The organism is Roseivivax sp. GX 12232 (assembly GCF_021272185.1).
In the GTDB taxonomy this organism is placed as follows: domain Bacteria; phylum Pseudomonadota; class Alphaproteobacteria; order Rhodobacterales; family Rhodobacteraceae; genus Roseivivax.
This window is the reverse complement of the sequence record NZ_JAJSEC010000009.1, coordinates 81,296-106,295: the sequence shown is the minus strand read 5'-3', so window position 1 is coordinate 106,295 and position 25,000 is coordinate 81,296. Positions and strand designations below refer to the sequence as shown.

Below are 25,000 nucleotides of genomic sequence, written 5' to 3'. Positions count from 1 at the left end.
GCCTGCGCACGCTATTGTGATCTCTGCGGCTGCCCTGAGCCTATCCCAACCGCCCGCCCGCGCGGCGGCGCGCGGGGCCCGGCGCATCAGCGGCCCAGCTGCCGCGCGGGCCCGGGATCAGCACCCCGATCGAGGTCCCCCCGCCCGGCCTGTCGCTGACCGTCACCTGCAGGTCGTGCCGTCGGGCGAGGTCCATGACCACCGCCAGCCCCAGGCCCTGCCCGCCCTGCGCGCCCTCGCTGCCCGCCAGCCGCACCGAGCGCGCGCTGGCGCGCCGGAAGGCCGCGGCGTCGAGCCCCGCGCCGGTGTCATGTACCTCGACACGCACCCCGCTGGCGCGCCGCCGCACGCCCAGAAGGATGCGCCCGTGGTCGGTGAATTTCACCGCGTTGGACACCAGGTTGGCCGCGATCCGCATCATCGCGAGCGGCGGCAGCTCGGGGCGGGCGCTGGTCGGCACGTAGTCGAGCCGCAGGCCCTTGGCCTCGGCCTCGGGCAGGAACATCTCGTGCACGGTGGCGAGGATGTCCGGCAGGCCCATGTCGGCGCCCTCGGTCTGGGGGCTGCCGGGCCCGGTCAGATCCGGGCCGGGGCGCGCCTCGGGCGTGGCGGGGCCAAGCAGCGCCTCGATCCGGGCCTCGAGCCGCTGGAGCCGGGGGGAGAGCGCCTCGGCCTCATCACCCTCGGGGCCCGTCGAGACGGCGCGGCGCAGGGCGTCGAGCTCGGGCGTCAGGGCCTCCAGCGCGTTCCGGGCCGAGAGGTCGCGGCGCATGGCGGTCTTCCAGGCCAGCTCGTAACGCGCCTCGATGCTGCGGAGCCGCCGCCGCAGGGCCGGATCGCCCGCAGGGCGCGGGGCCTCGGGTTCCGGGGCGGGCGCGGGTGTCGCGGGCCGCTTCGGACGGCGCTTGATCCGGCTGCCGAAGGCCAGCGCGAGGACCGCCAGCACCAGGAGCGCCATGAGCAGGAGGCCAGGCCCGCGCGAGCCGAGCAGCGGTTCGGTGCCCTGCGCGAGGGTCGGCAGAGGCAGGAGGCTGAGGGTTGCCGCAAGGGCGGGCGTCAGTGCCGTGGGGAAAGACTTGGGGGTGCGACACCGCCCAAGGGTCTTGCGCGGCGATGTCTCAGCCTCGTGCCGAAGCCGCCGGACACCTTCCAAAGCCCCCTCAGCCTCGCGCCCAAGCCCCCGACACGCGGGCCAGAGCCGCTCAGCCCCAGGCAATCCCCCACGAAACACGCGCCAAAGCCCCCCGGCCCCGGGCCAATCGCCCGGGCCGCCTGGCCCTCGATGCGCAAGCTCGGTGTGCATTCCACCGCAACCCTGATGAATAGGGTCGCCGCGCCGGGCCTGATGACCCGGCGGTGCCCCCTCACAGTCTTTATCGGCGCAAATTGACGCGGAGTAAATTGCTTAGCGAACACGTCATGGTGGTTTCCGTTACGCGCGGGCGGATGGGCCGCGCCACGGCGAGTCCGCCAACATCAGGTTTGTCGTGTAACCGCTTGCCTCAGCGAGAAAAACTCGGGCGCGACCCGGTCAGCCCCCACCCATGCGCGCGGCGAGCCCCGAGACATCCCCCGCCCCGGGCAGATCCTCCACCGCCTGCCAGAGCGCCCCGGCGCCCTCGGCGCCCAGAAGCGCCTCGGCCTTGGCGCGGAGCCGCGGCGCGGTCTCCTCGGGGCGCGCGTCGGTCAGAAGGTCGTACCGCGCGGTCCTCTCCGCTCCGTCCGAAAGCCGCAGGCGCAGATGCGCCTCGGTGTCGCTCAGGCCCTCGTCGGTCCGCACCTGCACCCGGTCGCGCAGCGCCTGAATGTCGGGCCTTTGGCAGGTCTCGGCGGAATAGCTCTCGAGCGCCGCGGTATCGACGCCCGCCAGCGCCATGGCGGCGGTGACCCGGTAGCTGAACTTCGCGCCAAGCCCGGTCTCGGGCGAAGGCTGGTTGCAGACCTTGAGCCAGCGCGGATGGGTGGTGACCTCCAGCGCCTCGACCGTGTCCGTCTCCAGACCCGGCGTCAGCTCGCGCAGCGCCTCCAGCATGGCGTGCAGCCCGTGGCAGCAGGCGTGGAACTTGTAGGAGACCGCCGGGAAGACCCAGCGCGTGCCGAGATCCTCGAAGGCCGCGTCCCGCGCCTCGCCCGCATGCGTCGGCCCGAAGCCCTGCGGCCCTTCCAGCGCCGCGGCGGCAGAGCCCGCGCCGGCCTCGGCCAGGAGCGCGCAAGTCACGCCGACCTCGGCGGCGAAGCCCGCATTCAGTGGCTTGCCCATGGTGCCGAACTGGCTTTTCAGCCCCGCCGCGCGGGTCGCGGTCAGCGCAAGCGCCGCCTCCATGCCCGCCGCGTCGAGCCCGATCAGCCGGCCCGCCGCCACCGCCGCGCCGAAGGCGCCCGAGGTGCCGGTCTGGTGGAAGCCCGCCTCGTAATGCGCCCGGCCCAGCCAGTCGCCGATGCGGCAGGCGGTCTCGAGCCCGTATCCCAGCGCCGCGAGCAGATCGCCGCCCGAGGCGCCGCGCGTCTCGGCCAGAGCCAGTGCCGCGGGCATGACGGCGACGCTCGGGTGGCCGATATGGCCGAAATGCGTGTCGTCGTAGTCGAGCGCATGGCTCACCGCGCCATTGGCCAGCGCCGCGGCGCGGGGCGCGGCCCCGCCGCCGCCGAAGAGCGTGGCGCCGCCGGGCTCGGTGCCGGCGAGCCGCAGCGCCGCGCGGGCGACCGGCTCGTCGCGGCCCGCAAGCCCCACCGCCGCCCAGTCGAAGAGCGACAGCGTGACGATCCGGGCGAGGTCTTCGTCCCGGGGCGCGGGGCCGGTGGCGAAACGGGCGAGGGTCTGGGCAAGTGATGTCATTCTGCAGCCATGGCCTGGTCTTCGGGGTCGATGCCGGCGCGGGCCAGGAGCCCCGCCAGCGCGGTGTCTTCGTCCTCGCGCGGGGCGAGCGGGTCGCGGGGCGTCAGCCGGTGCGCCAGCACCAGCCGCGCGAGCGCGGCGCGGTCCTGGGCGGGCTGGCCGGAGAGCTGCGCCGCCTCCCAGGCCATGAAGCTCGCCGAGGCGACGTGATAGAGCGCCGAAGCCGCGCGGCGGGCCTCTCCGCCCGAGCCGTCCTCGGCGACCGCGGAGGCCAGCGCCGCGGCGCGGGTCAGCGCCGCCTCCAGCTCCGCCGCCAGCGCCGGTTCGGCCTCGGAAAGGAGCGCGCGCAGGTAGTCCGTCAACGCCTCCAGCGCGCCTTCGCGCTTGATCGCGCGGGCCACGTCGAGGGCGATGATGTTCGAGGTGCCCTCCCAGATCGAGCCAAGGTGGGCGTCGCGCAGGACCCGGGCGTCGGAGAACTCCTCGATGTAGCCGCAGCCGCCGCGCACCTCCATGGCGTCGCCCGCGACCTTGCGGGCGTCCCGGCAGGTGCGGAACTTCACCAAGGGCGTCAGGATGCGCAGCACGCGGGCCATGGTGGCCTCTCCGCCGTCGGCGGCCGCCAGCGCGCGGGCGGTGTGGAAGACCATGCTGCGGCCCTGTTCGGCGGTGACCAGCATCTTGGCGAGCTGCCGCCGCATCAGCGGCATGTCGACCAGCGCCCGCCCGAAGGCCGTGCGGTGCCGCGCGATGAACAGCGCCTCGGCGACCGAGCGGCGCATGAGCCCCGCGCTGCGCACGCCGTTGGCGAGCCGCGACATGTTGATCATGTCGGTCATCTGCTTGAAGCCCTGCCCGGCCTCGCCGACGAGATAGGCGGTGGCGCCTTCGAGCGAGATCTCCCCCGAGGCCATGGAGCGCGTGCCCATCTTGTCCTTCAGCCGCAGGATCCGGTAGGCGTTCAGGCTGCCGTCGGGCAGATGCCGGGGCAGCAGGAACAGCGAGAGCCCGCGCGTGCCCTCGGCCCCCTGCCCCTCGGGCCGGGCCAGGACCATGGCCAGTTCGGCGTCGGGGTTGGAGCAGAACCACTTGTCGCCGGTCAGCCGCCAGGCCTCGCCGTCGGGCCGGGCGGTGGTCTCGATCGCGCCGACGTCCGAACCCGCCGCCTGCTCGGTCATGAACATCGCCCCCTGGAAGAGGCTTTCCATGTCCTGGCTGGTCAGCCGGTCGATGTAGCGCGCGACCAGCGCGGGATCGCCGAATTTCACCAGCGTCCGGGTCAGGCTGTCGGTCATCGAGAGCGGGCAGCACAGCCCGAACTCGGCCTGCACGAAGAGATAGACCAGCGCGTATTTCGCCAGCGGATACAGCTTGTCCTCGGCGCCGAAGACGCCGGCGCGATGCGACATGGCGGCCAGGCCGAACTCCGAAAAGGCGTAGCGCTCGAGCTCGCGGTAGGCGGGGTGTTTCTCCACCGTCTCGGCGCGGGCCCCGGTGCGGCTGCGGAGCTTCAGGCTCGGCGGATTGTGATCAGCGACGAGCGCCAGCTCCTCCAGCCTGTCGCCCACCAGCGCGCCCATGCGGTCGAGCTCGGGGGTGATCCGGGCCTGCAACTCGCGCGGCAGGTAGACCTCGATCAGCGCCGCCAGCGCCGGATCGGCGCGATAGGCGTTCACGCCGCGGCTGTCGGGGATGTTGTTCTCGCTCGCACCGGCCATGGGGCCCCTCCTCGCTGTCAGCTTGTCCCGGTGATCGCCGCGCGGGCCGCGCGGTATTCGCGCGCCAGCCGGTCCACGATCTCGCCCGCGGGTTCGACGCCGCGCGACTGGGCGACCGCCTGGCCCGCCGAGAAGACGTCCTTCCAGGCCTTGGGCCGGTCGGGGTCGTCCTTGGACTTCATCTTGCGCGGCTCGGCGCGGCGGGCCTCCTCGGGGTCGACGCCCACCAGGCTCACGCTTTCGGCCAGGTAGTTGGCATGGGTGCCCGAGAAGAGCGGCGTGTAGACGATGGCATCGGCCTCGGCGCGGGTGATCATCTCCTTGTGGGGGTCGGGCGCGATGGCCTCGGCCGAGGGGATGAAGACCGTGCCCGCATAGGCGAAATCGCAGCCCAGCACCTCGGCGGCGAGGACCGAGCGGCCGTTGGCCACCGCGCCCGAGAGGACCAGCGGCCCGTCCCAGAAGGCGCGCACCTCCTCGACGAGCGCAAAGGGGCTGAGCGTGCCCGCGTGGCCGCCCGCGCCCGCGGCCACCAGGATCAGCCCGTCGACCCCGGATTTCGCCGCCCGGCGCGCGTGGCGGGCCTTGATCACGTCGTGGAAGACCAGCCCGCCGTAGCCATGCACCGCCTCGACCACCTTGTCGGGCGCCGAAAGCGAGGTGATCACCAGCGGCACCTTGTGGCGCACGCAGGTCTCGAGGTCGCCCTCCAGCCGCTCGTTGTACTCGTTCACGATGAGGTTCACGCCGTAGGGCGCGGGGGTCTTGCCGGTCTCCGCCTCGAAGGCCGCGAGGCGGCGCTCGATCTCGGTCAGCCAGCGGTCGAGCTCTTCGGCGGGCCGGGCGTTCAGCGAGGGGAAGGTCCCGATGATCCCCGCGCAGCACTGGGCGACCACGAGGTCGACGCCCGAGGCCAGGAACATCGGCGCCCCGATGAGCGGCAGGGAAAGCCGGGACTTGAGCGCGGCGATGGCGTTGGGATCTGTCATGCCTGTCCTTTGTCTGTCTCGGAGGTGGCGCGGGCCTCGAAGGTCACGGTGCCGTCGGTCTTCTCGAGCCAGAAACGCGCGCCCTCGCGGTGGAGCGTCACCGGCTGGCCCGCGATCAGCGGCGCGAGGCCGCGGTAGGCGACCGTCAGCCCGGTTGTCCCGAAGGCCCGGGCGGCGGCATTGATCAGGAGCGTGCCCTGGATCGGGCCGTGCACCACGAGCCCGGCGTAGCCCTCAGTCTCGGTCACGTAAGGGTAGTCGTAGTGGATGCGGTGGCCGTTGAAGGTCATCGCCGAGTAACGGAAAAGCGTGACCGGATCGCCGGTGAAGCTCTCGGGGCTTGCAGGGCCGTCGCCGCCCGCGCCCTTGGGCGTGTCGCTGCGGGTGGCGGGGCGGTAGACGATGTCCTGCCGCTCCTCGATCGCGGTCTCGCCGGCGACCGAATAGAGATGCCGGACGGCCACGAACACGAGCGGGCCCGAGCGGCCCTCCTTGGGCTTCAGGCTTTCGATCCGCGAGCTGCGGGTAACCTCGTCGCCGGCGCGCAGGGGGGCGCGGAAGGTGACCTCGCCGCCCGCCCACATGCGGTTCTGGAAGGGCACCGGCGGCAGGAAGCCGCCACGCTTGGGGTGGCCGTCGGGGCCGAGGCCTGCGTGATCCACCGCGGGCTGGGCGATGCACCAGTGCAGCCCCGGCGCGACACCCTCGTCGGGGGTCATCACCCAGTCGCCGAAGGTCGCGCCGAAGCGCGAGACCAGCGCCGGGGTGAGGATGTCGGTCATCACCTCCTCGCGACCGATCCAGGCTTCGAGCGCGGGAATGTCGAGATCGTCGAGCGCGCTCATGCCAGGGCCCTCGCCCGGTCGAGGATGCGGCGCGCCTGTTTCAGGACCGGCGCGTCGATCATCGCGCCGTCGACCAGCCCCGCCCCGCCATGCACCGAGGCCGCGACCACGCGCTCGGCCCAGTCCACGGTCTCGGGTGCGGGCCGGAAGGCGGCGCGGGCCGGCTCGATCTGCACCGGATGGATCAGGAGCTTGCCGCCGAAGCCCATCTCGTGGCTGTGGCGTGCGTCTCCGGCGATCACCTCGGGGTCGCGGGTGGCGGTGGTCACCCCGTCCAGAGGCGCCGGCCGCCCGGCCAGCCGCGCGGCCTGCACGATCTGGCTGCGGATCGGCAGGAAGGCGGTCTGGGTGTTCTCGCAGCCGAGGTCGGCGGCCAGGTCGATCGAGCCGAAGGCCAGACGGTCGGCGGCCTCGGCCAGCTCGGTCATCCGTGCCACCCCGCGCACCGTCTCGATCAGCCCGAGCACCTTCTGCCCGGGATCGAGTGCGGCGCGCAGCTCGGCGATCTGCTGGGCGCTTTCGGCCTTGGGCAGCACCACGGCGTCGAAGCCGATGGCGCGGGCGAAGGCCACGTCGTCGCGATACCACTCGGTGCCCGGCGCATTGACCCGCAGCATCAGCGTCACCTGCCGGTCGGCGGGCAGCGCGTCGCGCGGGATGCGCCGCACCGAGGTCTTGAGGTCCGAGGCGACCGCGTCCTCGAGGTCGATGATCACGCTGTCGCTGCCCGCCGCGCAGGCCTTGGCGAAGCGCTCGGGCCGGTCGGCGGGCACGAAGAGCGGGAAGCTCAGCGTGGCGAAAGAATCCTTGATTGCGTCCATCGGCCCCTCAGAAACTGCGCGGCATGCCGAGGATGTGCTCGGCCACATACGACAGGATCAGGTTGGTCGAAATCGGCGCCACCTGATAGAGCCGCGTCTCGCGGAACTTCCGCTCGATGTCGTATTCCTCGGCGAAGCCGAAGCCGCCGAAGGTCTGGATCGTGGCATTGGCCGCCTCCCAGGAGGCATCGGCGGCCAGGAGCTTGGCCATGTTGGCCTGGGCGCCCGAGGGCTCATGCGCGTCGAAGCGGCGGCAGGCCTCGAAGCGCATCAGGTTCGCCGCCTCGAGGTTCACGAAGGCCCGCGAGATCGGGAACTGGATGCCCTGGTTCTGCCCGATGGGCCGGCCGAAGACCTGCCGCTCACCGGCGTATTGCGCCGCCTTCTCGACGAACCAGTAGCCGTCCCCGATGCATTCCGCCGCGATCAGCGAGCGTTCGGCGTTGAGCCCGTCGAGGATGTAGCGGAAGCCCTTGCCCTCTTCGCCGATCAGCGTCTCGGCGGGGATCTCGAGGTCGTCGAAGAACAGCTCGTTGGTCTCATGGCCGACCATGTTGGGGATCGGCTTGACCTCCATGCCCTTGCCGATGACCTGGTCGAGCTCGACCAGGAAGACCGACAGCCCCTCGGACTTGCGGTTCACCTCGGCCAGCGGCGTGGTGCGCGCCAGAAGGATCATCAGGTCGGAATGCTGCACCCGGCTGATCCAGACCTTCTGGCCGTTGACGACGTAGCGGTCGCCCTTGCGCTGCGCGGTGGTCTTCAGCTTGGTCGTGTCGGTGCCGGTGGTGGGCTCGGTCACCGCCATGGACTGCAGCCGCAGCTCGCCCGAGGCGATCTTCGGCAGGTAGCGCTGCTTCTGCGCCTCCGAGCCGTGGCGCAGGAGCGTGCCCATGTTGTACATCTGGCCGTGGCAATGCCCGGCGTTGCCGCCGCAGCGGTTGATCTCTTCCATGACGATCGAGGCTTCGGTCAGCCCCAGCCCCGAGCCGCCGTATTCCTCGGGGATCATCGCGGCGAGCCAGCCTGCCTTGGTCAGGGCCTCGATGAACTCCTCGGGGTAGGTCTCGGCGGCGCCGTGCTTGCGGTGGTATTCCGCCGGGAACTCGGCGCAGAGCGCGCGCAGCGCGTCGCGGAGGTCGTCATGGGTATCGGGGGCACTGGTCTTCACGGTCTCGTCGTCCTTCGTCGTTGGCCAGGAGCATGGGGGGCCCGCCCGCCGCGGCGCGAAATTGCGCCGGGGCGGCGGGCGGGGCCCGCTCCGGTCTCAGGTCAGAATCTTGGCGCCGGTCAGCGCCTGCACCGCCTCCAGGTCGTTGCCGGGGGTCAGCTCGACCAGGCGGAAGCCCTCGGGGGTGACGTCGAGGACCGCGAGGTCGGTGTAGACGCGGCTCACCACGCCCAGCCCGGTCAGCGGGTAGGTGCAGCGTTCCAGGAGCTTCGGGCTGCCGTCCTTGTTCACGTGGCGCATCATCACGAGGATGGTCTTCACCCCCGCGACAAGGTCCATGGCGCCGCCGACGGCGGGCGGGAACTTCTCGTCCAGCGTCGCCCAGTTGGCGATGTCGCCACTTTCGGCCACCTGGTAGGCGCCGAGGACGGCGATATCGATATGGCCGCCGCGCATCATGGCAAAGCTGTCGGGGTGGTCGAAATAGGCCGCGCCGGGGGCAGCGGTGACATAGCGCTTGCTGGCGTCGATCAGCTCGAGGTCTTCCTCGCCCTCGGGCGGGGTCGGGCCGACGCCGATGATGCCGTTCTCGGAGTGGTAGATCACCTCGCGGCCCTCGGGCACATAGCCCGCCACATGGGTGGGCTTGCCGATCCCGAGGTTCACGTAGGAGCCATCGGGGATGTCCTGGGCCACGCGGGCCGCCAGCTGGGCGTCGCTCAGCCGGGTCAGCCCGTCGGCGCCCGCGGCTTGCGGTTTGGTCTGGGTCTGGCTCTGGGTCATGGGCGCGCTCCGTATTCGACGACGCAATCGACGAAGATGCCGGGGGTGACGACGCTTTCGGGATCGAGCGCCCCGGTCGCCACCTGCCGCACCTCGGCGATGGCGTGATCGGCGGCCATGGCCATGACCGGATTGAAGTTCCGCGCGGTGGCGTGGAAGCTGAGGTTGCCCCAGCGGTCGCCCGCCTCGGCGCGGACCAGCGCGAAATCCGCCGCGAGCGGCATCTCCATGACGTAGCCCCTACCCTCGATCTCGCGGGTTTCCTTGCCCTCGGCGAGCCGCGTGCCGTAGCCGGTGGGCGTCAGGAAGCCGCCGATGCCCGCGCCCGCGGCGCGGATGCGTTCGGCCAGCGTGCCCTGGGGCACCACCTCGAGGTCGATCTCGCCCGCCTCGTAGCGCTTTTCGAACCAGATCGAGCCCGGCGAGCGCGGGTAGGAGCAGACGACCCGCGCCACCCGCCCCGCCTTCAGGAGCTTGGCGATGCCGGTCTCCCCGGCGCCGGCGTTGTTCGAGATCACGGTGAGCCCGCTGGCCCCCTGCTCGAGCAGCGCGTCGATCAGCCCGAAGGGAATGCCCGAGGAGCCGAACCCCCCGATCATGATCGATGCCCCGTCGGTGATGGGCGCCACCGCGGTGGCCAGATCCCCTACCCTCTTGTCCAAAGAAACCTCCCTTAGGCCTCGGCGTCGCGCCCGCGGCGCTGCACCATGAGATTGATGGCGATGACCGCGACCAGCAGCCCGGCCCCGATCAGGCTGGTCAGCAGTTCCGGCACGATGATCAGCAGACCGCCCGCGCCGAAGACCACCCGGCTCAGCAAGTCGATGCGGCCGACCTTGTAGATCCAGCTCTCGAAGGCCGAGGTCACCGCCCAGAGCGCGACCAGCGTGATCCCGACGCGCTCGGCGATGGAGAGCCAGTCGCCGACCATGATCAGCGCCGGGTCGTAGACGAAGATGAAGGGCAGCACGAAGAGCGGCAGGCCGAGCCGCATCGAGGTGAAGCCCGTCTGCATGGGCTTCGAGCCAGCCACATTCGCCGCCGTGATCGCGGCCAGCGCCACCGGCGGAGTGATGTAGCTGAGCATGCCCCAGTAGAGAATGAACAGGTGGCTGGCGATCGGGTTCAGCCCGGCCTGCACCAGCGCCGGCGCGAGCAGGATCGACAGGAAGATGTAACAGGCGGTGACCGTCATCCCCATGCCGAGGACGAAGCTCGTCACCGCGCCCGCGATCAGCATCAGCGCGGTGTTGCCGCCGGCATAAAGCAGAAGCTCGCGCGAGAAGGCCCCGGCGACCCCGGTGTAGGACAGTCCGCCCACCACCAGGCCGATGCCGCAGAGCACCGCCACCAGGTTCGAGACGTTCTTGGCCACGTCGAAGACCAGCTCCTTGGCGCGGGAGAGCGTCAGCCGGGTCTCGCGGTTGAAGGCGGTCGCCACCAGCATCACCAGCGAGGCGTAATAGGGCGAGCGCGCCTCGAGCCGCAGGCCCATGAGCACGAAGATCAAGACGCCCAGCGACAGAAGGTAAGGCCAGCCGCGCTTCAAGACCGGCCAGATGTCGGGGGTCTCGCTTTTCGGCAGGCCGTGCAGCCCGCGGCGGGCGGCGAACATGTCCACCTGCAAAAGCAGCGCCGCGTAGAACAGCAGCGCCGGGATGATCGCCGCGATGACGATGGTGGAATATTGCACGCCCAGGAACGAGGCCATGACGAAGGCCACGGTGCCCATGACCGGCGGCATCAGCGTGGCCCCGGTGGAGGCGCAGCTCTCGATCGCGGCGGCATAGGTGGCGGGATAGCCCACCCGCCGCATGGTCGGGATCGAGAAGGGCCCCGAGGTCAGGATGTTGGAGATCACGCTGCCCGAGAGCGAGCCCAGGATGCCCGAGCCCATGACCGCCACCTTGGCGGGCCCGCCACGGCTGTGACCCAGAAGCGCCGAGGCCAGCTCCATGAAGAAGTCGCTGCCCTTGGTGATGACCAGGACCGAGCCGAAGATCACGAAGCCGATGACCAGTTCGGCCACGACCTGCATGGGGATGCCGATGATGCTCTCGACGCCCAGGACATGGGCGCGCACGGTCTCGATCGGGGCGAACTGGGTGCCCCAGAGAAAGCCCGGCATGTGGCCCGCGTAAAGCGGGAAGGTCCCGAAGAGAAGCGCGGTGGCCAGCAGGATCGGCCCGCCCGCGCGGCGCACGCCCTCGAGGACCAGCACGATCAGGATCGAGGCCATGATGTCGGCGGTCAGCGGCGCGTCGTATTCCCAGCCCTTCTGGATGATGTCGAGCCCGTGGTGGCCCAGCCAGCCCGCGCTGACCAGCGCCAGGAGCGCCAGGATCACGTTCAGCCAGATCAGCTTTCCGGTCAGCGCCGTGGAGATCGGCAGCGTCAGGAAGGCCGTCGCGAGGAAGATCCCGATCAGGTAATAAAGGTAGGAGTTGCCCAGCGGCTGGAAGCCGAAGAGGTTCAGCAGGAACTGCTGGTTCACCGCCAGAAGGACGCCCAGCCCCCCCAGCACCATGATCGCGATGCGCAGGGCGCGGTGGCGCGCCGGCAGGGGGTGGTCGTCTTGGGCCTCGGCAAGATGCCCGGGGGCTGCAAGGGGCGCCTTCTCGGCGCCGTCGCGGTCGCTCTCGGCACTCATGGGACGGTCCTGGGCTGAAGGTGTCAAAACGCCCCCGGCGCGGGTGCAACGCCGGGGGCAGAGAAGCGCGGCGGCTTAGTTCAGGGAGGCCAGGACCTCGCCGCGGCGCGCCATCCAGGCCTCGGCGAAGGCCTCCTCGGAGAGCTCGCCGTTCTCGGCCTTGAAGCTGTCCCAGGCCTCGGTCAGCGCGTCCATGCGCGCCTGCCGCTGCTGGTTCCAGGCTTCATCCTCTTCGGTCCAGACGCCGATCTCCTCGAGGTAGCGCACGGCGCCCTCGTGGAAGGGAATGTCGATCGCGGGCTTGCCCGAGCGTTCGAGCGTCCAGCGCGACATGGCGGCGGTGCCGTCCTTGTACATGTCGAAGGTCTCGTCGAGCGCCTTGATGAAGGCATAGACCTCGTCCGCGCCCTTGTCCGAGGTGGTGGTGATCACCGGGTAGCGGTAGGCGGCCATCTTGGCGGTCTCGCCCTCGGCCAGGCCCGCGGCCACGTCCTCGTCGGAGGGGCTCATGATCGGCAGCACCTTGAGCAGCTGGTCCCAGCCCTGCTCGTTGTCGGCCTGCAGCGGCGCGTAGTGGATGCCGCGCGGGCTTTCGGCCAGTTCGTAGAGCTGGCTGGTGGTCGGCGTGGTGCAGGTCGCATCCGATTCGTTGCGCGTCATGGAAGACATGGCGGCGCTGTAGGTCGGGAAGGTGATCACCTCGACGTCGTCGAGCGTCAGCCCGCCGAAGGCCAGGATGGCCTCGCATTTCACGTTGACCGAGGGGTTGCCCGCCACGAAGGCGATGCGCTTGCCGCGCGCGTCCTCGACGGTCTCGATGCCCGCGTCGCCGGCGGCGATCAGCGTGATGCCCGCCGGGCGGCCGGCCACGGCGCGCAGCTGGTGCGGGCCCCAGTCGGGGGTGGCGAAGTCATAGGCGCCCTCGCCGAGGAAGAAGGCCTCGGTGGCGAGGAAGGCGTAATCCGCCCGTCCCTGCAGGAGCGGCTGCAGGCGGCCGATGCCGCTGCCCGAGGGCTGGATGCGCACGCGGGTGCCGTATTCCTTGCCGAAGGCGTCGGCGATGGCCGAGGCTTCGGCGTAGCCGGCCGAGCCGACGTCGTAGCTTGTCCAGACCATCGTGCCCGGCAGCTCCTGCGCCTGCGCGGTGCCCGCGAAGGCCATGAGCGCCGCGGCGGCGACGCCGAGTTTCTTGCTGAAGACCATGGTAGTTCCTCCCAAATGTCCAAGGGTCCGGTCCCCCGCGCGGCGCCCGGCCTCCTCTGCCGGGCCGTCTCCGGAGGATCGCGCCTCCGGGCGGGTTTGCCCTTGACGGGAGCCTGTCGGGTCGGCGCATATGTTGCAAATGCATTATAAATATATCAGCGATACCGAAACGGCATGACATGGACATCCGGCAGCTTCGCAACTTCATCCAGATCGTCGAGCTGAGCAGCATCACCGCCGCGGCCGAGCGGTTGAACATCGCCCAGCCCGCGCTCAGCCGCCAGGTCAAGGCGCTGGAAGAGGCGTTGGCGGTGCCGCTCCTGCGCCGCCACGGGCGGGGCGTCATGCCCACCGAAGAGGGCCTGAGGCTCGCCGCCCGCGCGCGGGTGATCCTCGAGGATATCGACGATCTCGCGACCGATGTCTCGGGCGCGCAGAAGACCCTTTCGGGCACCGTGACCCTGGGCCTGCCGCCCACCGTGGCCGAGGTGCTGGCGACCCATCTGATCGAGCGGACCATGCAGACCCACCCGCAGGTCAAGCTGCGCATCGTCTCGGGCTTCTCGGGCCATGTGCAGGACTGGCTGCAGCGCGGGACCATCGACCTCGGGGTCGCCTACGAGGGCCAGAAATCCTCGGCCATCAAGAGCCAGGCCATTATTATCGAACAGCTTTTCCTGATCCAGCGCGGCGGCGAAGGCGCCGTGGCCGACGGCACGCCGATCACCTCGGAAGAGGCGCTGAGCCTGCCCCTGATCCTGCCCAACCCCGAACACGGGCTGCGCAAGCGCATCGACCATATCTCGGAAAGCCAGGGCATTCCGCTCGACGTGCGGCTCGAGATCGACATCCTGCCGACCATGCTGGCCTTCGTCGATCGCGGGCTCGGATCGACCATCCTGCCGCTCATGTCGGTCAACGAACAGGTGGCCTCGGGGCGGCTGATCGCGCGGCCCATCGTGCGCCGTCCGATCGACCGCACGCTGATCCTGATGAGCCCGCTAAACCGGCCGACCTCGCGGCTGACCTCGGGCTTTTCGGACTTCCTGATTTCCGAGGTGCACCGGCTCTCGACCTCGGGCGCCTGGCCGGGAACCACCATGTAGGCGCGCGCCTGGTCCGACGCCGGCGCGCCCTCTGCGTGACATGCCACAAAAGCATGACTGAAATACCGCCATAGCCTTTGCGGCATGACAGGCGGCGCGCTAGCGTGCCCTTCAAGGGGGCCGGTCAGGCCCCGCGAAGGGAGGATATCATGTCAGGCAGACCACTCGAGGGCCTCCTGGTCGTCTCGATCGAACAGGCCGTCGCCGCACCCTATTGCACCTCGCGGCTGGCCGATGCCGGCGCGCGGGTGATCAAGGTCGAACGGCCCGAGGGCGATTTCGCCCGGGGCTACGATGGCGTCGCGGGCGGCGAGAGCAGCTATTTCGTCTGGCTCAACCGGGGCAAGGAATCGCTCGCGCTGGACCTCGGACAGGAGGAAGACCGCGCGCTGCTTCTGGCGCTGACCGACCGCGCCGATGTCTTCGTGCAGAACCTCAAGCCCGGCGCGCTGGCCCGCAAGGGGCTGGGCCCCGAGGTCCTGCGCCAGCGCAACCCAAGGCTCATCACCTGCGGGATCAGCGGCTACGGCGAGACCGGCCCTTACGCGCAGCGCAAGGCCTATGACCTGCTGATCCAGGCCGAGTCGGGCCTCTCGAGCATCACCGGCGGCCCCGAGGCCCCGGCCCGCGTCGGCATCTCCATGGTCGACATCGCCACCGGCGCGGCGGCGCAGTCGGCGATCCTTGAAAGCCTGATCCAGCGCGGCGTGACCGGGCGCGGCTGCGACATCCATATCTCCATGTTCGACGTCATCGCCGACTGGCTGGCGGTGCCCTATCTGCACGCCGCCGCGGGCAAGCCGCCGAAGCGCATCGGGCTCGCGCATCCCTCGATCTCGCCCTACGGCGTCTTCGACAGCGCCGATGGCGTGCCGGTCTTGATCTCGATCCAAAACGACCGCGAATGGGCGATCTTCGCCCGCGAGGTGCTGGCCCGGTCCGAGTTGATCGAGGCCCCCGAGATGGCCACCAACACCGCCCGTGTCGCGCATCGCTCCGAGGTCGATGCCGCCGTGGCGCAGGTCTTCGCGGGGCTCGAGGTGGCGCGGATCACCGAGCGGCTCATGGAAAGCAACATCGCCTTCGCGCGGGTCAACGACCTCGACGGGCTGATCGCGCATCCGCAGACCACCACCGCCGAGGTCGGCGTGCCGGGCGGCGCGCGCATCCCCCTGCCCGCGCCGCCGGCGCTGGTCGACGGGGCGCGGCGGCTGGAGGCGGGCGAAAGCCCCGCGCTGGACCAGCACGGCGCAGCGATCCGCGCCGAGTTCGCCCCCGCAGCCGATGCGATGGATGGCCCGCCCCTCAGACAAGCCCGGACCCCATGAGCACCGCCATGAAGACCAGCCAGACGACGAGGATCGTCGCGCAGTAGGCGCCGTTCCAGCCCGGCCCCACCCGCCAGACCGAGCGGCCGACGATGGTCGAGGCGAGGATGATCGTGGTGATGAAGGGCGAGAGCCCGATCACCGCGGTCCAGCCGCCGATGGCCGCCAGCGCGATGGCCTGGGGCCCGAGCCCCGCGACCTCGAGCTGCAGCGCCATGGAGCCCAGGACCGAGGTCGAGACGATCGGATTGATGCCGATCAGCGCGAAGACCAGGATGCCGACCGAGACCATCATGGCGATCGGCACCGCGCCGAGCCCCAGGAGCGCCACCTGCGCCTGGATGGCCTCGGTGGGGATCAGCGCCAGCAGCAGGACCGGCAGGAAGCCCGCCGAGGCGAAGACCCCGACCTCGGCCCCCATGAGCGGCAGCCGCCCGCGGTAGTCCCGGATCGCCGCCCGCGCGCCGCCAAGCGCACCGCCGCCGGTGCGCAGCCCCGAGGCCGCGGCCCAGATCAGCGCGTAGCTCGGCACCACCAGGATCAGCGATTCCTGGAAGGTCACGGGCGAAAGCGCGTGCAGCAGGAAGACCGAGCCGCCCACCACAAGCACATGGCCCACCAGCAGCGCCGCCCCGCGCCAGGCGCCCTCGGGTGGGCTCGGGCGCGGCAGCGGCAGGTTGCGGTAGCGCCGCCCGGCGAAACGGTCGAAGAGCCAGCCGATGCCCACGAAGACGAAGGACATGGCAAAGCCGATGGGCCCGAACTCGAGGTAGTCGAGCCCCGGCAGGGTGATCAGCAGCGCATTGGTGGCAAAGCCCAGCGGCGACCAGAGCGAAATGAGCCCGAAGCCGCGCACCACCGCCAGCGACATGCGCCGCAGCTTCACCTCGCGGATCTCCTCGGGCAGCGCGCGGGTGGCGGCGCTCTCCATCGAGCGCTTGGTCAGGTCGAGCAGGAGCGCCAGCCCGCCGAAGTTGATCAGCACCCCGAAAAGATGCCCGCCGAGGACCAGCGAGATATAGCGCCGCGAGGCCGGCTGGCCGGTCAGGAAGGCGCCCGCCCGCGCCACCTCGGGGGCGATCAGCGCCGCCGAGCGCAGCGCGTTCAGGACCGCGATCAGCGCGGCGAGGAAGATCATCCGCTCGACCGCGGCGATCAGCACCTCGGTCGGCACCTCGCGCAGGAGCGCCGTGACCAGCGCCCCGAGCGACAGGATCAGCGGCACCCAGGTGCCGACGCTGAACTGCCGCCAGCCCAGCACCAGGAAACCCGCCAGCGCCACCGCCCCCAGCGCGTCGAGCCAGAGCGCATCCACGAAGACCAGCAGGATCGCCGTGGCGATCACCAGGCCCATGAGACCCGCGCGCAGGCCCCGGTGCCTCACCTCGGGCCCCGGGCGGTCCGCCGCGCGCGCAGCCGTGCTGTCGGTCATATGGCTCCTTTCCGGCCTCAGCGGCCCGTGAAGGCGGGCTTGCGCTTCTCGAAGAAGGCGGCGCGGCCCTCGGCGGCATCGGCGCTGTTCAGAAGATCGGGCTGCACCTGCCGCTCGTAGTCGAGCGCGGCGTCCACCTCGCGGGCGAACCAGTCGATCACGTAGTGGCGCGGCAGGGGGGCGGCCTCGGCCTCGGCGCGGACCTGGGCCAGCGCGGCGTCAAGCGCGGCGCCCGGCTCGGCCAGCTCCTCGACCATGCCGAGGCGCTCGGCCTCCTCGGCGGTCACGGCGCGGTTGTTCAGGATCAGCCGCCGCGCGCGGGCGGCGCCGATGCGCGCCGGCAGGGTCGCGAGAAGCCCCATGTCGGGGATCAGCCCGATCTTGGTGAAGCTCGCGACGAAGCGCGCCTCACGGCTCGCGACAACATGCGGGCAGGCCATGGCCAGGGCCATGCCGCCACCCGCGGCCCAGCCCTCGACCGCCGCGGCCAGGGGCTTGGAGAACCGCACCATGCGGCCGACCATGTCCTTGATCACCGCGAAGCGTTCGCGGTGTTCGGCGGCGCTGCGCTCACCCTGGTCGCGGATGTCGCCGCCGACGCAGAAATGCCCGCCCGCGCCGGTCAGCACGACACCCCGCACCGCGGCGTCGCCCTCGGCCTCGGCCAGGGCGCGGGCCAGCTCGATGCGGACCGCGTGGCCCAGCGGGTTGCGGCGGTCGGGGTCGCTCAGGGTGAGGACGCGGATGCCGGCCTCCTCGGTGGTGATCTTCAGGCTCATCTCGTCTCCTGTCGGGGTTGGAACAGCCCGTTGCCGATCACCTGCTTGTCGCGTTCGACCGCGATGGTGCGGAAAGAGCCGTCGGTCCAGATTTCCGTGCGCAGCGTCTCGCCGGGGAAGACATGCGCGGTGAAGCGGGCGTCCATGCTGCCGAAGCGCCGCGCGTCGTAGCCGCAGAGCACCGCCAGAAGCGCGTGCGCCGCCGCGCCGAAGGTCGCGAGCCCGTGCAGGATCGGCCGCTCGAAGCCCGCCTTCTCGGCCACGGCGGGGTCGAGGTGCAGCGGGTTCGGGTCGGCGTTCCAGCGGTAGAGGAGCGCCTGCTCGGGCCGGGTCGGGGTCTCGAAGACATGGTCGGGCGGGGTGTCCGGCAACACATGCGGTTTCTTCACCGGCCCCTCGGGCCCGCCGAAGCCACCGTCACCGCGCAGGAAGGTGGTGCCCCGGCAGGTGGCCAGATGGGTGCCGGTCGCCTCGTCGTGCAGGGTCTTCTCGTAGTAGAGCAGCGCGCCCTTGCCCTCGCCCTTGTCGACCAGTCCGGTCACCCGGGTCTTGCCGATCACCGTCGCGGCCTCGGGCAGATCGGCGTGGATCGTCATGCCCTGCTCGCCGTGCACCAGCTTCAGCGCGTCGACGCCGGTGGCCGGATCGCTGAGCCAGAAGCCCGGGTGGCCCAGCACGTTGACGAGCGCCGGCATGACCCTGGCGTCGTCCGAGAGCGCGCCCGCATAGGCCAGCTGCGCGCGGTCCATCGGGTCCTGCCCCATGCCCACCGAGAGCGCGTAGAGCGCCCAGTCGCGGGGGCCGTAGCCCTGCCGCACCTCGGGAATGTCGAAGTTCATCAGGTGGTCGTAGTCGATCGCCATCTCAGCCCTCCTCGATCTCGATTACGGCATCGAGCGCGTATGCGCCCTGACCCTCGGGCATGGCGACGACGGGGTTGAGGTCGATCGAGGTCAGCCGCTCGCCCGCGCCCGCCGCAAAGCGCGACAGGTCCGAGAGCATCCGCGCCAGCGCGGGAATGTCGACCGCCCCCTGCCCGCGTGCGCCGGTCAGGATCTCCGCGCCCCGGATCGAGAGGATCATCTCGCGCGCGGTCGCCTCGTCGAAGGGACAGGGCTTCAGCGCCACGTCGTTCAGGATCTCGACGTAGATGCCGCCCAGCCCGAAGACCGCCACCGGCCCGAAGGTCGGGTCGCGGCTGATGCCCATGAGGCATTCCACCCCGCCCGAGAGCTGCCTGGCCACCAGCGTGCCCTCGATCCGCGCCTCGGGCGCCCTCTGTGCCACGGCCTCGGCGATCTCGGCATAGGCGGCGCGGACGGCGCCTGCGTCGGAGAGGTTCAGCTTCACCGCGCCGATGTCGGATTTGTGCAGGATGTCGGGCGAGAGCACCTTCATCACCACCGGGTAGCCCATGGCCTCAGCCGCCGCGACGGCTGCTTCGGGATCGCTCACGGCCTCCTGCGGGGCGGCGGGAAGGCCCGCCTCGCCCAGAAGGCGCTGCGCCTCGGCCTCGTTCGGGGTGCGCGCGGGCAGCGTGACCTTGGCCGGCTCCGGCAGCGCGCGCCGGGGTTCTGCGCGGGCCGCGCCGAGGCGGCAGGCCATGTCGAGCGCCCGGGCCGCGCGGCAGGGGTCCTCGAAGACCAGGATGCCCGCCTCGTCGTAGCGGCGCAGCACCTCCGGGTCGCCCAGCGCGCAGAAGGCGATGATGCGGTCAGGGTATGCCTCGCGCAGGGTCTTCGTGGCGGCCAGGATCGTGTCACAGAGCGCCGGGCTGCCCGCGACATAGGTCAGGAAGCTCAGGATCGCGCCGTAGCCGCCCTCTTCCAGCGCCGCCCGGGTGAAGGTCTCGAGCAGCGTCGGATCGTTCAGCGCCTGCGCCGTGCAATCGAGCGGATTGGCGGGCGAGGCATAGGGCAGCACCTCCTTCAACCGCGCCTGCGTCGGCGCGGGCACGGCGGGCATGGGGAAATCGATGCGCTCGGCCTCGTCCGAGATCACGATGCCCGCGCCGCCCGAGATGGTGATCACCCCCAGCGAATGGCGGTCGGGAAAGACCTTCTTCGAGGCGACATAGGCGTAATCCATCATGGTCTCGGGGTCGCGCACCACGATGGCGCCGTGATCCTCGAGCACCGCGTCGGCCACCGCCGCGTCGCCGGTCAGCGAGGCGGTATGCGAGGCCGCCGCCCGCGCCCCCACCGCCGAGCGCCCGGCCTTCAGCGCGAAGACCGGCTTGCCCGCGTCCCGCGCCGCGTCGAGCGCGGAGAGGAAGGCCGGCGCGTCGTTGATCGCCTCCATGTAGGCGCAGATCACCTCGGTGGTGTCGCTCTCGGCCATCCAGCGGATCGCCTCGGCGACCGAGATGTCGGCCTCGTTGCCGGTGGTCATCAGGATCGAGGAGCCGAGCCCCCGGTCCCGCGCCAGCGCGCCGAGATGCGCCCCGAAGGCGCCGGACTGGCTGGCGATGCCGATGTTGCCGGGCCGCGGGTGGCCGGTGTCGAGCGAGGAGGAGAAGGTGCCGTAATAGCCCAGGTCGACGTTGTAGACGCCCAGCGTGTTGGGCCCCAGAAGCCGCACGCCCTGGGCGCGGGCGAGTTCCAGAAGGTCGCGCTGCGCCGCCTCGCCGTCCTCGCCGGTCTCGGCGAAACCCGCCGAGAAGAGCGTCGCGGCCTTGCAGCCCTTGGCGCCCAGCGCGGTGATCGTCTCGGGCACCAGCTTGGCGGGCACGGCGATCAGCGCGGCATCCGGTGCCTCGGGCAGATCGGCGACCGAGGCGAAGCAGGGAATGCCCTGCACGCTCTCGCGCTTGGGGTTCACCGGCAGGATCTTTCCGGCGTAACCCGAGCGCAGCATCGCCGCGATGGGCCGTCCGCCGATGCGGGTCGGGTCGTCGGAGGCGCCGATGATCGCCACGCTCCGGGGCGCGAGCAGCCCGTCGATGTCGGGAAGCGAGGTCACAGCGCGGCCTCCGTCCCGAGGATCGCGGTGCACTGGCTCGAGAGCGTCCCGCCGTTGCCGTGACAGAGCGCCAGCGTCGCGTCGGCCACCTGCCGGTCGCCACCCGCGCCGCGCAGCTGGGTCACCGCCTCGGCGATCAGGAAGAGCCCGTACATGCCGGGATGCACGCAGGAGAGCCCGCCGCCATTGGTGTTCACCGCCAGCTCGCCACCCGGCGCGATGCGGCCGTCCTGCACGAAGCGCCCGCCCTCGCCCTTGGGGCAGAAACCCAGGTCCTCGAGGAAGAGGATCGTGTTGATGGTGAAGGCGTCATAGAGCATCACCACGTCCATGTCGGCGCGGCTGACCCCGGCCATCTCGAAGGCGCGGTTGCCGCTGTCCACGGCGGCGGTGGTCGCGAGGTCCGGCATCTCCACGATGGAGCGGTGATAGTTCGCGGCGCCCACACCCATCACATAGGCGGGCCTCTCGTGGTGGTCCTTGGCGCGGTCGGCGCGGGTCAGCACCACCGCGGCGGCACCATCGGTGACCAGGCAGCAGTCGGCCTTGGTCAGCGGGTCCGAGATCATCCGCGCGTCGAGCACCTCCTCCTTGGTCAGGGGCCCGCGCGCGAAAGCCTCGGGGTTGAGGTTCGCCCAGTCCCGCGCCGCCAGCGCCACATCGGCGAGATCCCCGCGGGTGGTGCCGTATTCCGCCATGTGCCGGCTCGCCGCGAGACCATAGGCGGTGATCGGGTGGCGCGGCTTGTAGGGCGTCTCGTGCCACTGCGGCTCGGACATGGAGACAAGCTTGCCGCCCGCGGTGCGCTGGTTCGAGCCGTAGCAGACCAGCGCCACGTCGCAGAGCCCGGCCTCGAGCGCCATGGTCGCCTGCAGCAGATGCATCTCGAAGCTCGAGCCGCCGACATTGGTGCCGTCGAAGAAGCGCGGCCGCAGCCCGAGGTATTCCACCACGCTCATGGTCGGGAAGGCATGCGAGGAGGTCGCCGCAAAGACGCCGTCGACGTCCTTGAGGCCCAGCCCGGCGTCCTTCAGCGCGCCCACGGCGGCCTGGCCCAGAAGCTCCATGGCGGAGAAGCCATGCGCCTCGCCCATGCCGGCGGTCGCCATGCCCACGATCGCGGATTTGCCGCGCAGATCCTTGCCATTCGCGCTCATGCCGCACCTCCTTCCGCGATGTCGAAGACCACCCGCGGGCCGGCCTCGGCCTCTTCGATGCGGGCGGTGAGGCGGGTGCCGATCTCGGCGGTCTCGACGCCGGGCAGGGTCGACATCATGCGCACGCCCTCGTCGAGTTCGACCAGCGCGACGTTGTAGGCGCCCTGGCGCGAGCGGTTGACGGTGATCGCATAGAGCGTGCCCGTCCCCTTGGCCTCGACCCATTCAAGGTCGGTGGCGCCCTCGGGCGTGACCACCCGGGGATAGAAGACGTATTCGCCGGTGCTCGGCGCGTGCTGGATCATGAAGCGGCCCTCGGCGAGGAAGGCGTTGTAGGTGGCTTCGGGGCCGGATGCCCCGGTCTCGGGCGCGGTCATCGCGTGTCTCTCTCCCTTGGTTTCGGTTCGTCTCGTGTCCCCGGCCGGCGGGCCGGGCAGAATGTGGTGGGCGGCGCGGGGCCTTGGGGCTGTGCGGGGGGCAGAGCGGTGGCGGGGTGGCGTCTCCTCCTCTGCGTCTCCGCTCCCACTATCCGAGCCCTCTGCCGGTCAGCCCTCCTCTTGGCGCGCTTTCCCGGTGGTCTCAGCGCGCCGCCGTGGATCTCCCCCTCTTGGCGCTGTGCTTCCCCCGGCTGTCTTAGCGCCGCCCTATGGGTCTCCCCTTCGCGGCACTCTCAGCCCATGGCGCCGCGCCTCTCTCCAAAGCCGGGCAGCGCGGACGGCCCTGCCCCGCGCCTCAGCCGTTCCAGTCGAGGATCAGATGCGTCTGCGTGGTCACCGCCGCCTGCTTGCCGTCGCCCCGGGTCATCACGACCTGCAGGACCATGGTGGTCCGCCCCCGGTGCAGCGCGGTGCAGGTGGCGCGCACCGTGTCGCCGACCTTCACGCCGCGCAGGAAGTTGGTCTTGGCCTCCACCGTGGTGTTCGACTTCGAGGCGGGGATATTGATGAAGGCCACGCTGCCCGCGGCGTTGTCGGCCAGGGTCATCATCGCCCCGCCGTGCAGCACGCCGTTGCGGTTGGTCAGCTGCGGCGTCACCTCCATCTCGCAGATCACCCGGTCGAGCGTCGCCTCCACCAGCCGGATCCCGGCGAGCTTGGCGAACTCGGACTGCGGCGGCAGGTCGGCGGGCCCGCGCGGGGCATCGTCCTCGGGGGCTCCCTCCATGCTCAGGCCGCCCGGTCCGCGAGGGTCCGGCGCGCGATGATCAGCTGCTGGATCTGCGAGGTGCCCTCGTAGATCCGCAGGAGCCGCACGTCGCGGTAGAAGCGCTCGATATCGTATTCCGACATGTAGCCCGCGCCGCCATGCACCTGCAGCGCGCGGTCGGCGATGCGCCCGGCGGCCTCGGTGCAGAAATACTTGGTGCAGGAGGCCTCGAGGATCGCCTTGCCCTCGCGGTCGAAGGTCTCGGCGGTGGCGCGCACCAGCGCGCGGGCGGCCTGCAGGTCGGCCTGGCAGTCGGCCAGGAGACCCTGCACCAGCTGGTGCTCGCCGATCGGCTTGCCGAACTGCTTGCGCTCGAGCGCGTAGTCGGTGGCGATGTCGAGCATCCGCTGCCCCTGCCCCACGGCCATGGCGCCGACGTGGATGCGGCCCCGGTCGAGCACCTTCATCGCGGTGCGGAACCCCTTGTTGAGCTTGTCGGGCCCGCCGATGATCGCGCTTTCGGGCACGCGGACGTCCTCGAAGATCACGTCCGAGGTCTTGGTGCCGCGCTGGCCCATCTTGCGGTCGGGGGTGGCGACGGTGATGCCGGGAGTGTCGGCGGGCACCAGGAAGGCCGAGACGCCGCTCGCGTCCCGGCTCTCGGGATCGGTGCGGGCGAAGACCGTGAAGACGCCCGCATAGACCGCGTTGGTGATGTAGCGCTTGGTGCCGTTGATCACGAAGTCCGAGCCGTCGCGGCGCGCGGCGGTGCGGATGCCCGCGGCGTCCGAGCCGTTGTCCGGTTCGGTCAGCGCGAAAGAGGCCACCGTCTCGCCCGAGGCGATGCCCGGCAGCCAGCGGTCCTTCTGCGCGTCGGTGCCATCCATGACGATGCCCTGCGCGCCGATGCCGACATTGGTGCCGAGCAGCGAGCGGAAGGACAGCGAGGCGTAACAAAGCGCCTCGACGATGCGCGCCTCCTGGGAGGCCGAGAGGCCGATGCCGCCGTAGGCCTCGGGCGTCGACAGGCCGAAAAGCCCCATCTCGCGCATCTCGGCGACGATCTCGGCGGGCACCTCGGCGTCCTCCTCGACCTTCCGTTCGGCCGGGATCAGCCGCTCGCGGACGAACCGCTCCACCGTCGCGACGAGCTGCCCGAAGACATCCGCATCCACATCCTTCGCCATGAAACCTCTCCCTTGTCCGGCGGGGCGACCGCCACTTGTGCGCTCGGTGCCATTCTGTATATTGAATGCAATTTCGCAAGGAAAATATCATGGCCGATCAGCCGCGTCAAAAATCCGTGCCCGCCGTCCAGAACGCGACCGCCATCCTGCGGCTCCTGGCGGCGCGCGGCGCGCCCATGGGAGCCACGCAGATCGCCCGCGAGACCGGGCTGAACGTCTCGTCTGCCTTCAACATCTTGCGCACGCTCAGCCACGAGGGGCTGCTGAGCTTCGACCCCGAGGACAAGACCTACCGGATCGGCATGGGCCTCATGGAGGTCGTCGCGCCGATCCTCGGGGCCAATCCCGCGGACCTGATTCGCCCGCTGATGAACGAGATCGCCCAGAGCCAGCAGGTCATGCTGGCGCTCTGGCAGATCACCGCCTCGGAGCGCATCGTGCTGATCGACCGCTTCACCGCCCCGCGCATCGTGCAGGCGATGATGTCGCAGAACAGCCGCCTGCCGGTCTTCGCGGGCGCCATCGGGCGCTGCTATGCCGCCGCGCTGGATCTCTCCGAGGCCGAGGCGCGGCGCGGCTACGACAGCGTGCGCTGGCAGAAGGCCCCGGGCTTCGAGAGCTACTGGGCCGATGTCGCCCAGGCCCGCGAGAGCGGCGCGGCCTTCGACCACGGCAACCTCTTCCGCGGGCTCGAGATCGTCGCCGCCGTGGCCCGCGACGCCGAGGGCACGCCGCGGCTCGGGATGAGCAGCATCACCATCACCGGCCAGCACGAGCCCGCGGACCTGACAGCCGTCGCGGCCCAGCTGGTCGACGCCGCCGGCCAGGTGGAACGCAACATCTTCGGCCGCCGCGCGCCCTCGCGCGCGGGCCAGGCCGCCGAATGAG

22 protein-coding genes are annotated in these 25,000 nt (G+C 70.8%); 3 read left to right on the top strand and 19 right to left on the bottom strand.

From position 1 onward, the window contains the following. Positions 1-40: 40 nt before the first annotated feature. The 11 genes from LR948_RS15010 to LR948_RS14960 all read right to left on the bottom strand — a co-directional run bounded on the left by LR948_RS15010 (position 41) and on the right by LR948_RS14960 (position 13,016). A complete protein-coding gene (locus tag LR948_RS15010; RefSeq protein ID WP_232754896.1) occupies positions 41-958 on the bottom strand; it encodes a HAMP domain-containing sensor histidine kinase in 918 nt (305 codons plus the stop codon). Positions 959-1,531: 573 nt separating this feature from the next. Then, a complete protein-coding gene (locus LR948_RS15005; RefSeq protein ID WP_232754895.1) occupies positions 1,532-2,836 on the bottom strand; it encodes an MmgE/PrpD family protein in 1,305 nt (434 codons plus the stop codon). After that, a complete protein-coding gene (locus LR948_RS15000) occupies positions 2,833-4,554 on the bottom strand; it encodes an acyl-CoA dehydrogenase family protein (protein ID WP_232754894.1) in 1,722 nt (573 codons plus the stop codon). Before LR948_RS15000 ends, LR948_RS15005 begins: the two co-directional genes overlap by 4 nt. Before the next feature lie 17 nt (positions 4,555-4,571). Beyond that, positions 4,572-5,543, bottom strand: a complete 972-nt coding sequence (locus LR948_RS14995; RefSeq protein ID WP_232754893.1) for a nitronate monooxygenase family protein — start codon at positions 5,541-5,543, stop codon at positions 4,572-4,574. Next, positions 5,540-6,388, bottom strand: a complete 849-nt coding sequence (locus LR948_RS14990; protein ID WP_232754892.1) for a MaoC family dehydratase N-terminal domain-containing protein — start codon at positions 6,386-6,388, stop codon at positions 5,540-5,542. Before LR948_RS14990 ends, LR948_RS14995 begins: the two co-directional genes overlap by 4 nt. Beyond that, positions 6,385-7,209 carry a CoA ester lyase gene (locus LR948_RS14985; RefSeq protein WP_232754891.1) on the bottom strand — a complete coding sequence of 275 codons (825 nt, stop codon included), beginning with the start codon at positions 7,207-7,209 and terminating at the stop codon, positions 6,385-6,387. Before LR948_RS14985 ends, LR948_RS14990 begins: the two co-directional genes overlap by 4 nt. 7 nt (positions 7,210-7,216) lie before the next feature. After that, complete coding sequence (locus LR948_RS14980) at positions 7,217-8,380, bottom strand: acyl-CoA dehydrogenase family protein (RefSeq protein WP_232754890.1); 1,164 nt, start codon at positions 8,378-8,380, stop codon at positions 7,217-7,219. A 96-nt stretch (positions 8,381-8,476) separates the two neighbouring features. After that, positions 8,477-9,163 carry a 3-oxoacid CoA-transferase subunit B gene (locus LR948_RS14975; protein WP_232754889.1) on the bottom strand — a complete coding sequence of 229 codons (687 nt, stop codon included), beginning with the start codon at positions 9,161-9,163 and terminating at the stop codon, positions 8,477-8,479. Beyond that, the gene (locus LR948_RS14970) at positions 9,160-9,825 is read right to left on the bottom strand and encodes a 3-oxoacid CoA-transferase subunit A (protein ID WP_232754888.1); all 666 of its coding nucleotides are present in this window, start codon (positions 9,823-9,825) and stop codon (positions 9,160-9,162) included. The genes LR948_RS14975 and LR948_RS14970 overlap by 4 nt, the downstream gene beginning before the upstream one ends. An 11-nt stretch (positions 9,826-9,836) precedes the next feature. Next, a complete protein-coding gene (locus LR948_RS14965; protein ID WP_232754887.1) occupies positions 9,837-11,813 on the bottom strand; it encodes a TRAP transporter fused permease subunit in 1,977 nt (658 codons plus the stop codon). Between the two features lie 75 nt (positions 11,814-11,888). Then, the gene (locus LR948_RS14960) at positions 11,889-13,016 is read right to left on the bottom strand and encodes a TAXI family TRAP transporter solute-binding subunit (RefSeq protein WP_232754886.1); all 1,128 of its coding nucleotides are present in this window, start codon (positions 13,014-13,016) and stop codon (positions 11,889-11,891) included. Between the two features lie 179 nt (positions 13,017-13,195). Between LR948_RS14960 and LR948_RS14955 the strand changes: the two genes are divergently transcribed. Together LR948_RS14955 and LR948_RS14950 are read left to right on the top strand one after the other, a co-directional pair. Continuing rightward, positions 13,196-14,122, top strand: coding sequence for a LysR family transcriptional regulator (locus LR948_RS14955; RefSeq protein ID WP_232754885.1), 927 nt, complete (start codon positions 13,196-13,198; stop codon positions 14,120-14,122). A 149-nt stretch (positions 14,123-14,271) separates the two neighbouring features. Continuing rightward, positions 14,272-15,450: a CaiB/BaiF CoA-transferase family protein gene (locus tag LR948_RS14950; RefSeq protein ID WP_232754884.1), complete on the top strand. Its 1,179-nt coding sequence runs from the start codon at positions 14,272-14,274 to the stop codon at positions 15,448-15,450. Here LR948_RS14950 and LR948_RS14945 read toward each other — a convergent pair. From LR948_RS14945 to LR948_RS14910, 8 genes are all read right to left on the bottom strand, one after another. After that, the gene (locus tag LR948_RS14945) at positions 15,428-16,882 is read right to left on the bottom strand and encodes a hypothetical protein (RefSeq protein ID WP_232754883.1); all 1,455 of its coding nucleotides are present in this window, start codon (positions 16,880-16,882) and stop codon (positions 15,428-15,430) included. The two genes, LR948_RS14950 and LR948_RS14945, sit on opposite strands and share 23 nt — an antisense overlap. 17 nt (positions 16,883-16,899) lie before the next feature. Beyond that, positions 16,900-17,661 (bottom strand): enoyl-CoA hydratase/isomerase family protein, encoded by a 762-nt coding sequence (locus LR948_RS14940; protein WP_232754882.1) that lies wholly within the window; start codon positions 17,659-17,661, stop codon positions 16,900-16,902. Further along, positions 17,658-18,524, bottom strand: coding sequence for a MaoC/PaaZ C-terminal domain-containing protein (locus LR948_RS14935; RefSeq protein WP_232754881.1), 867 nt, complete (start codon positions 18,522-18,524; stop codon positions 17,658-17,660). Before LR948_RS14935 ends, LR948_RS14940 begins: the two co-directional genes overlap by 4 nt. Position 18,525: 1 nt before the next feature. After that, positions 18,526-20,622: an acetate--CoA ligase family protein gene (locus tag LR948_RS14930; RefSeq protein ID WP_232754880.1), complete on the bottom strand. Its 2,097-nt coding sequence runs from the start codon at positions 20,620-20,622 to the stop codon at positions 18,526-18,528. Continuing rightward, positions 20,619-21,779 carry a thiolase gene (locus LR948_RS14925; RefSeq protein WP_232754879.1) on the bottom strand — a complete coding sequence of 387 codons (1,161 nt, stop codon included), beginning with the start codon at positions 21,777-21,779 and terminating at the stop codon, positions 20,619-20,621. The genes LR948_RS14930 and LR948_RS14925 overlap by 4 nt, the downstream gene beginning before the upstream one ends. After that, positions 21,776-22,156, bottom strand: a complete 381-nt coding sequence (locus tag LR948_RS14920) for a Zn-ribbon domain-containing OB-fold protein (protein WP_232754878.1) — start codon at positions 22,154-22,156, stop codon at positions 21,776-21,778. Before LR948_RS14920 ends, LR948_RS14925 begins: the two co-directional genes overlap by 4 nt. A gap of 355 nt (positions 22,157-22,511) precedes the next feature. Then, complete coding sequence (locus LR948_RS14915; RefSeq protein ID WP_232754877.1) at positions 22,512-22,943, bottom strand: PaaI family thioesterase; 432 nt, start codon at positions 22,941-22,943, stop codon at positions 22,512-22,514. Positions 22,944-22,945: 2 nt separating this feature from the next. Continuing rightward, positions 22,946-24,112, bottom strand: a complete 1,167-nt coding sequence (locus LR948_RS14910; RefSeq protein ID WP_232754876.1) for an acyl-CoA dehydrogenase family protein — start codon at positions 24,110-24,112, stop codon at positions 22,946-22,948. Positions 24,113-24,201: 89 nt separating this feature from the next. On the opposite strand from LR948_RS14910, the gene LR948_RS14905 reads away from it, so the two are divergent. Further along, positions 24,202-24,999, top strand: coding sequence for an IclR family transcriptional regulator (locus LR948_RS14905; protein ID WP_232754875.1), 798 nt, complete (start codon positions 24,202-24,204; stop codon positions 24,997-24,999). Position 25,000 lies beyond the last annotated feature (1 nt).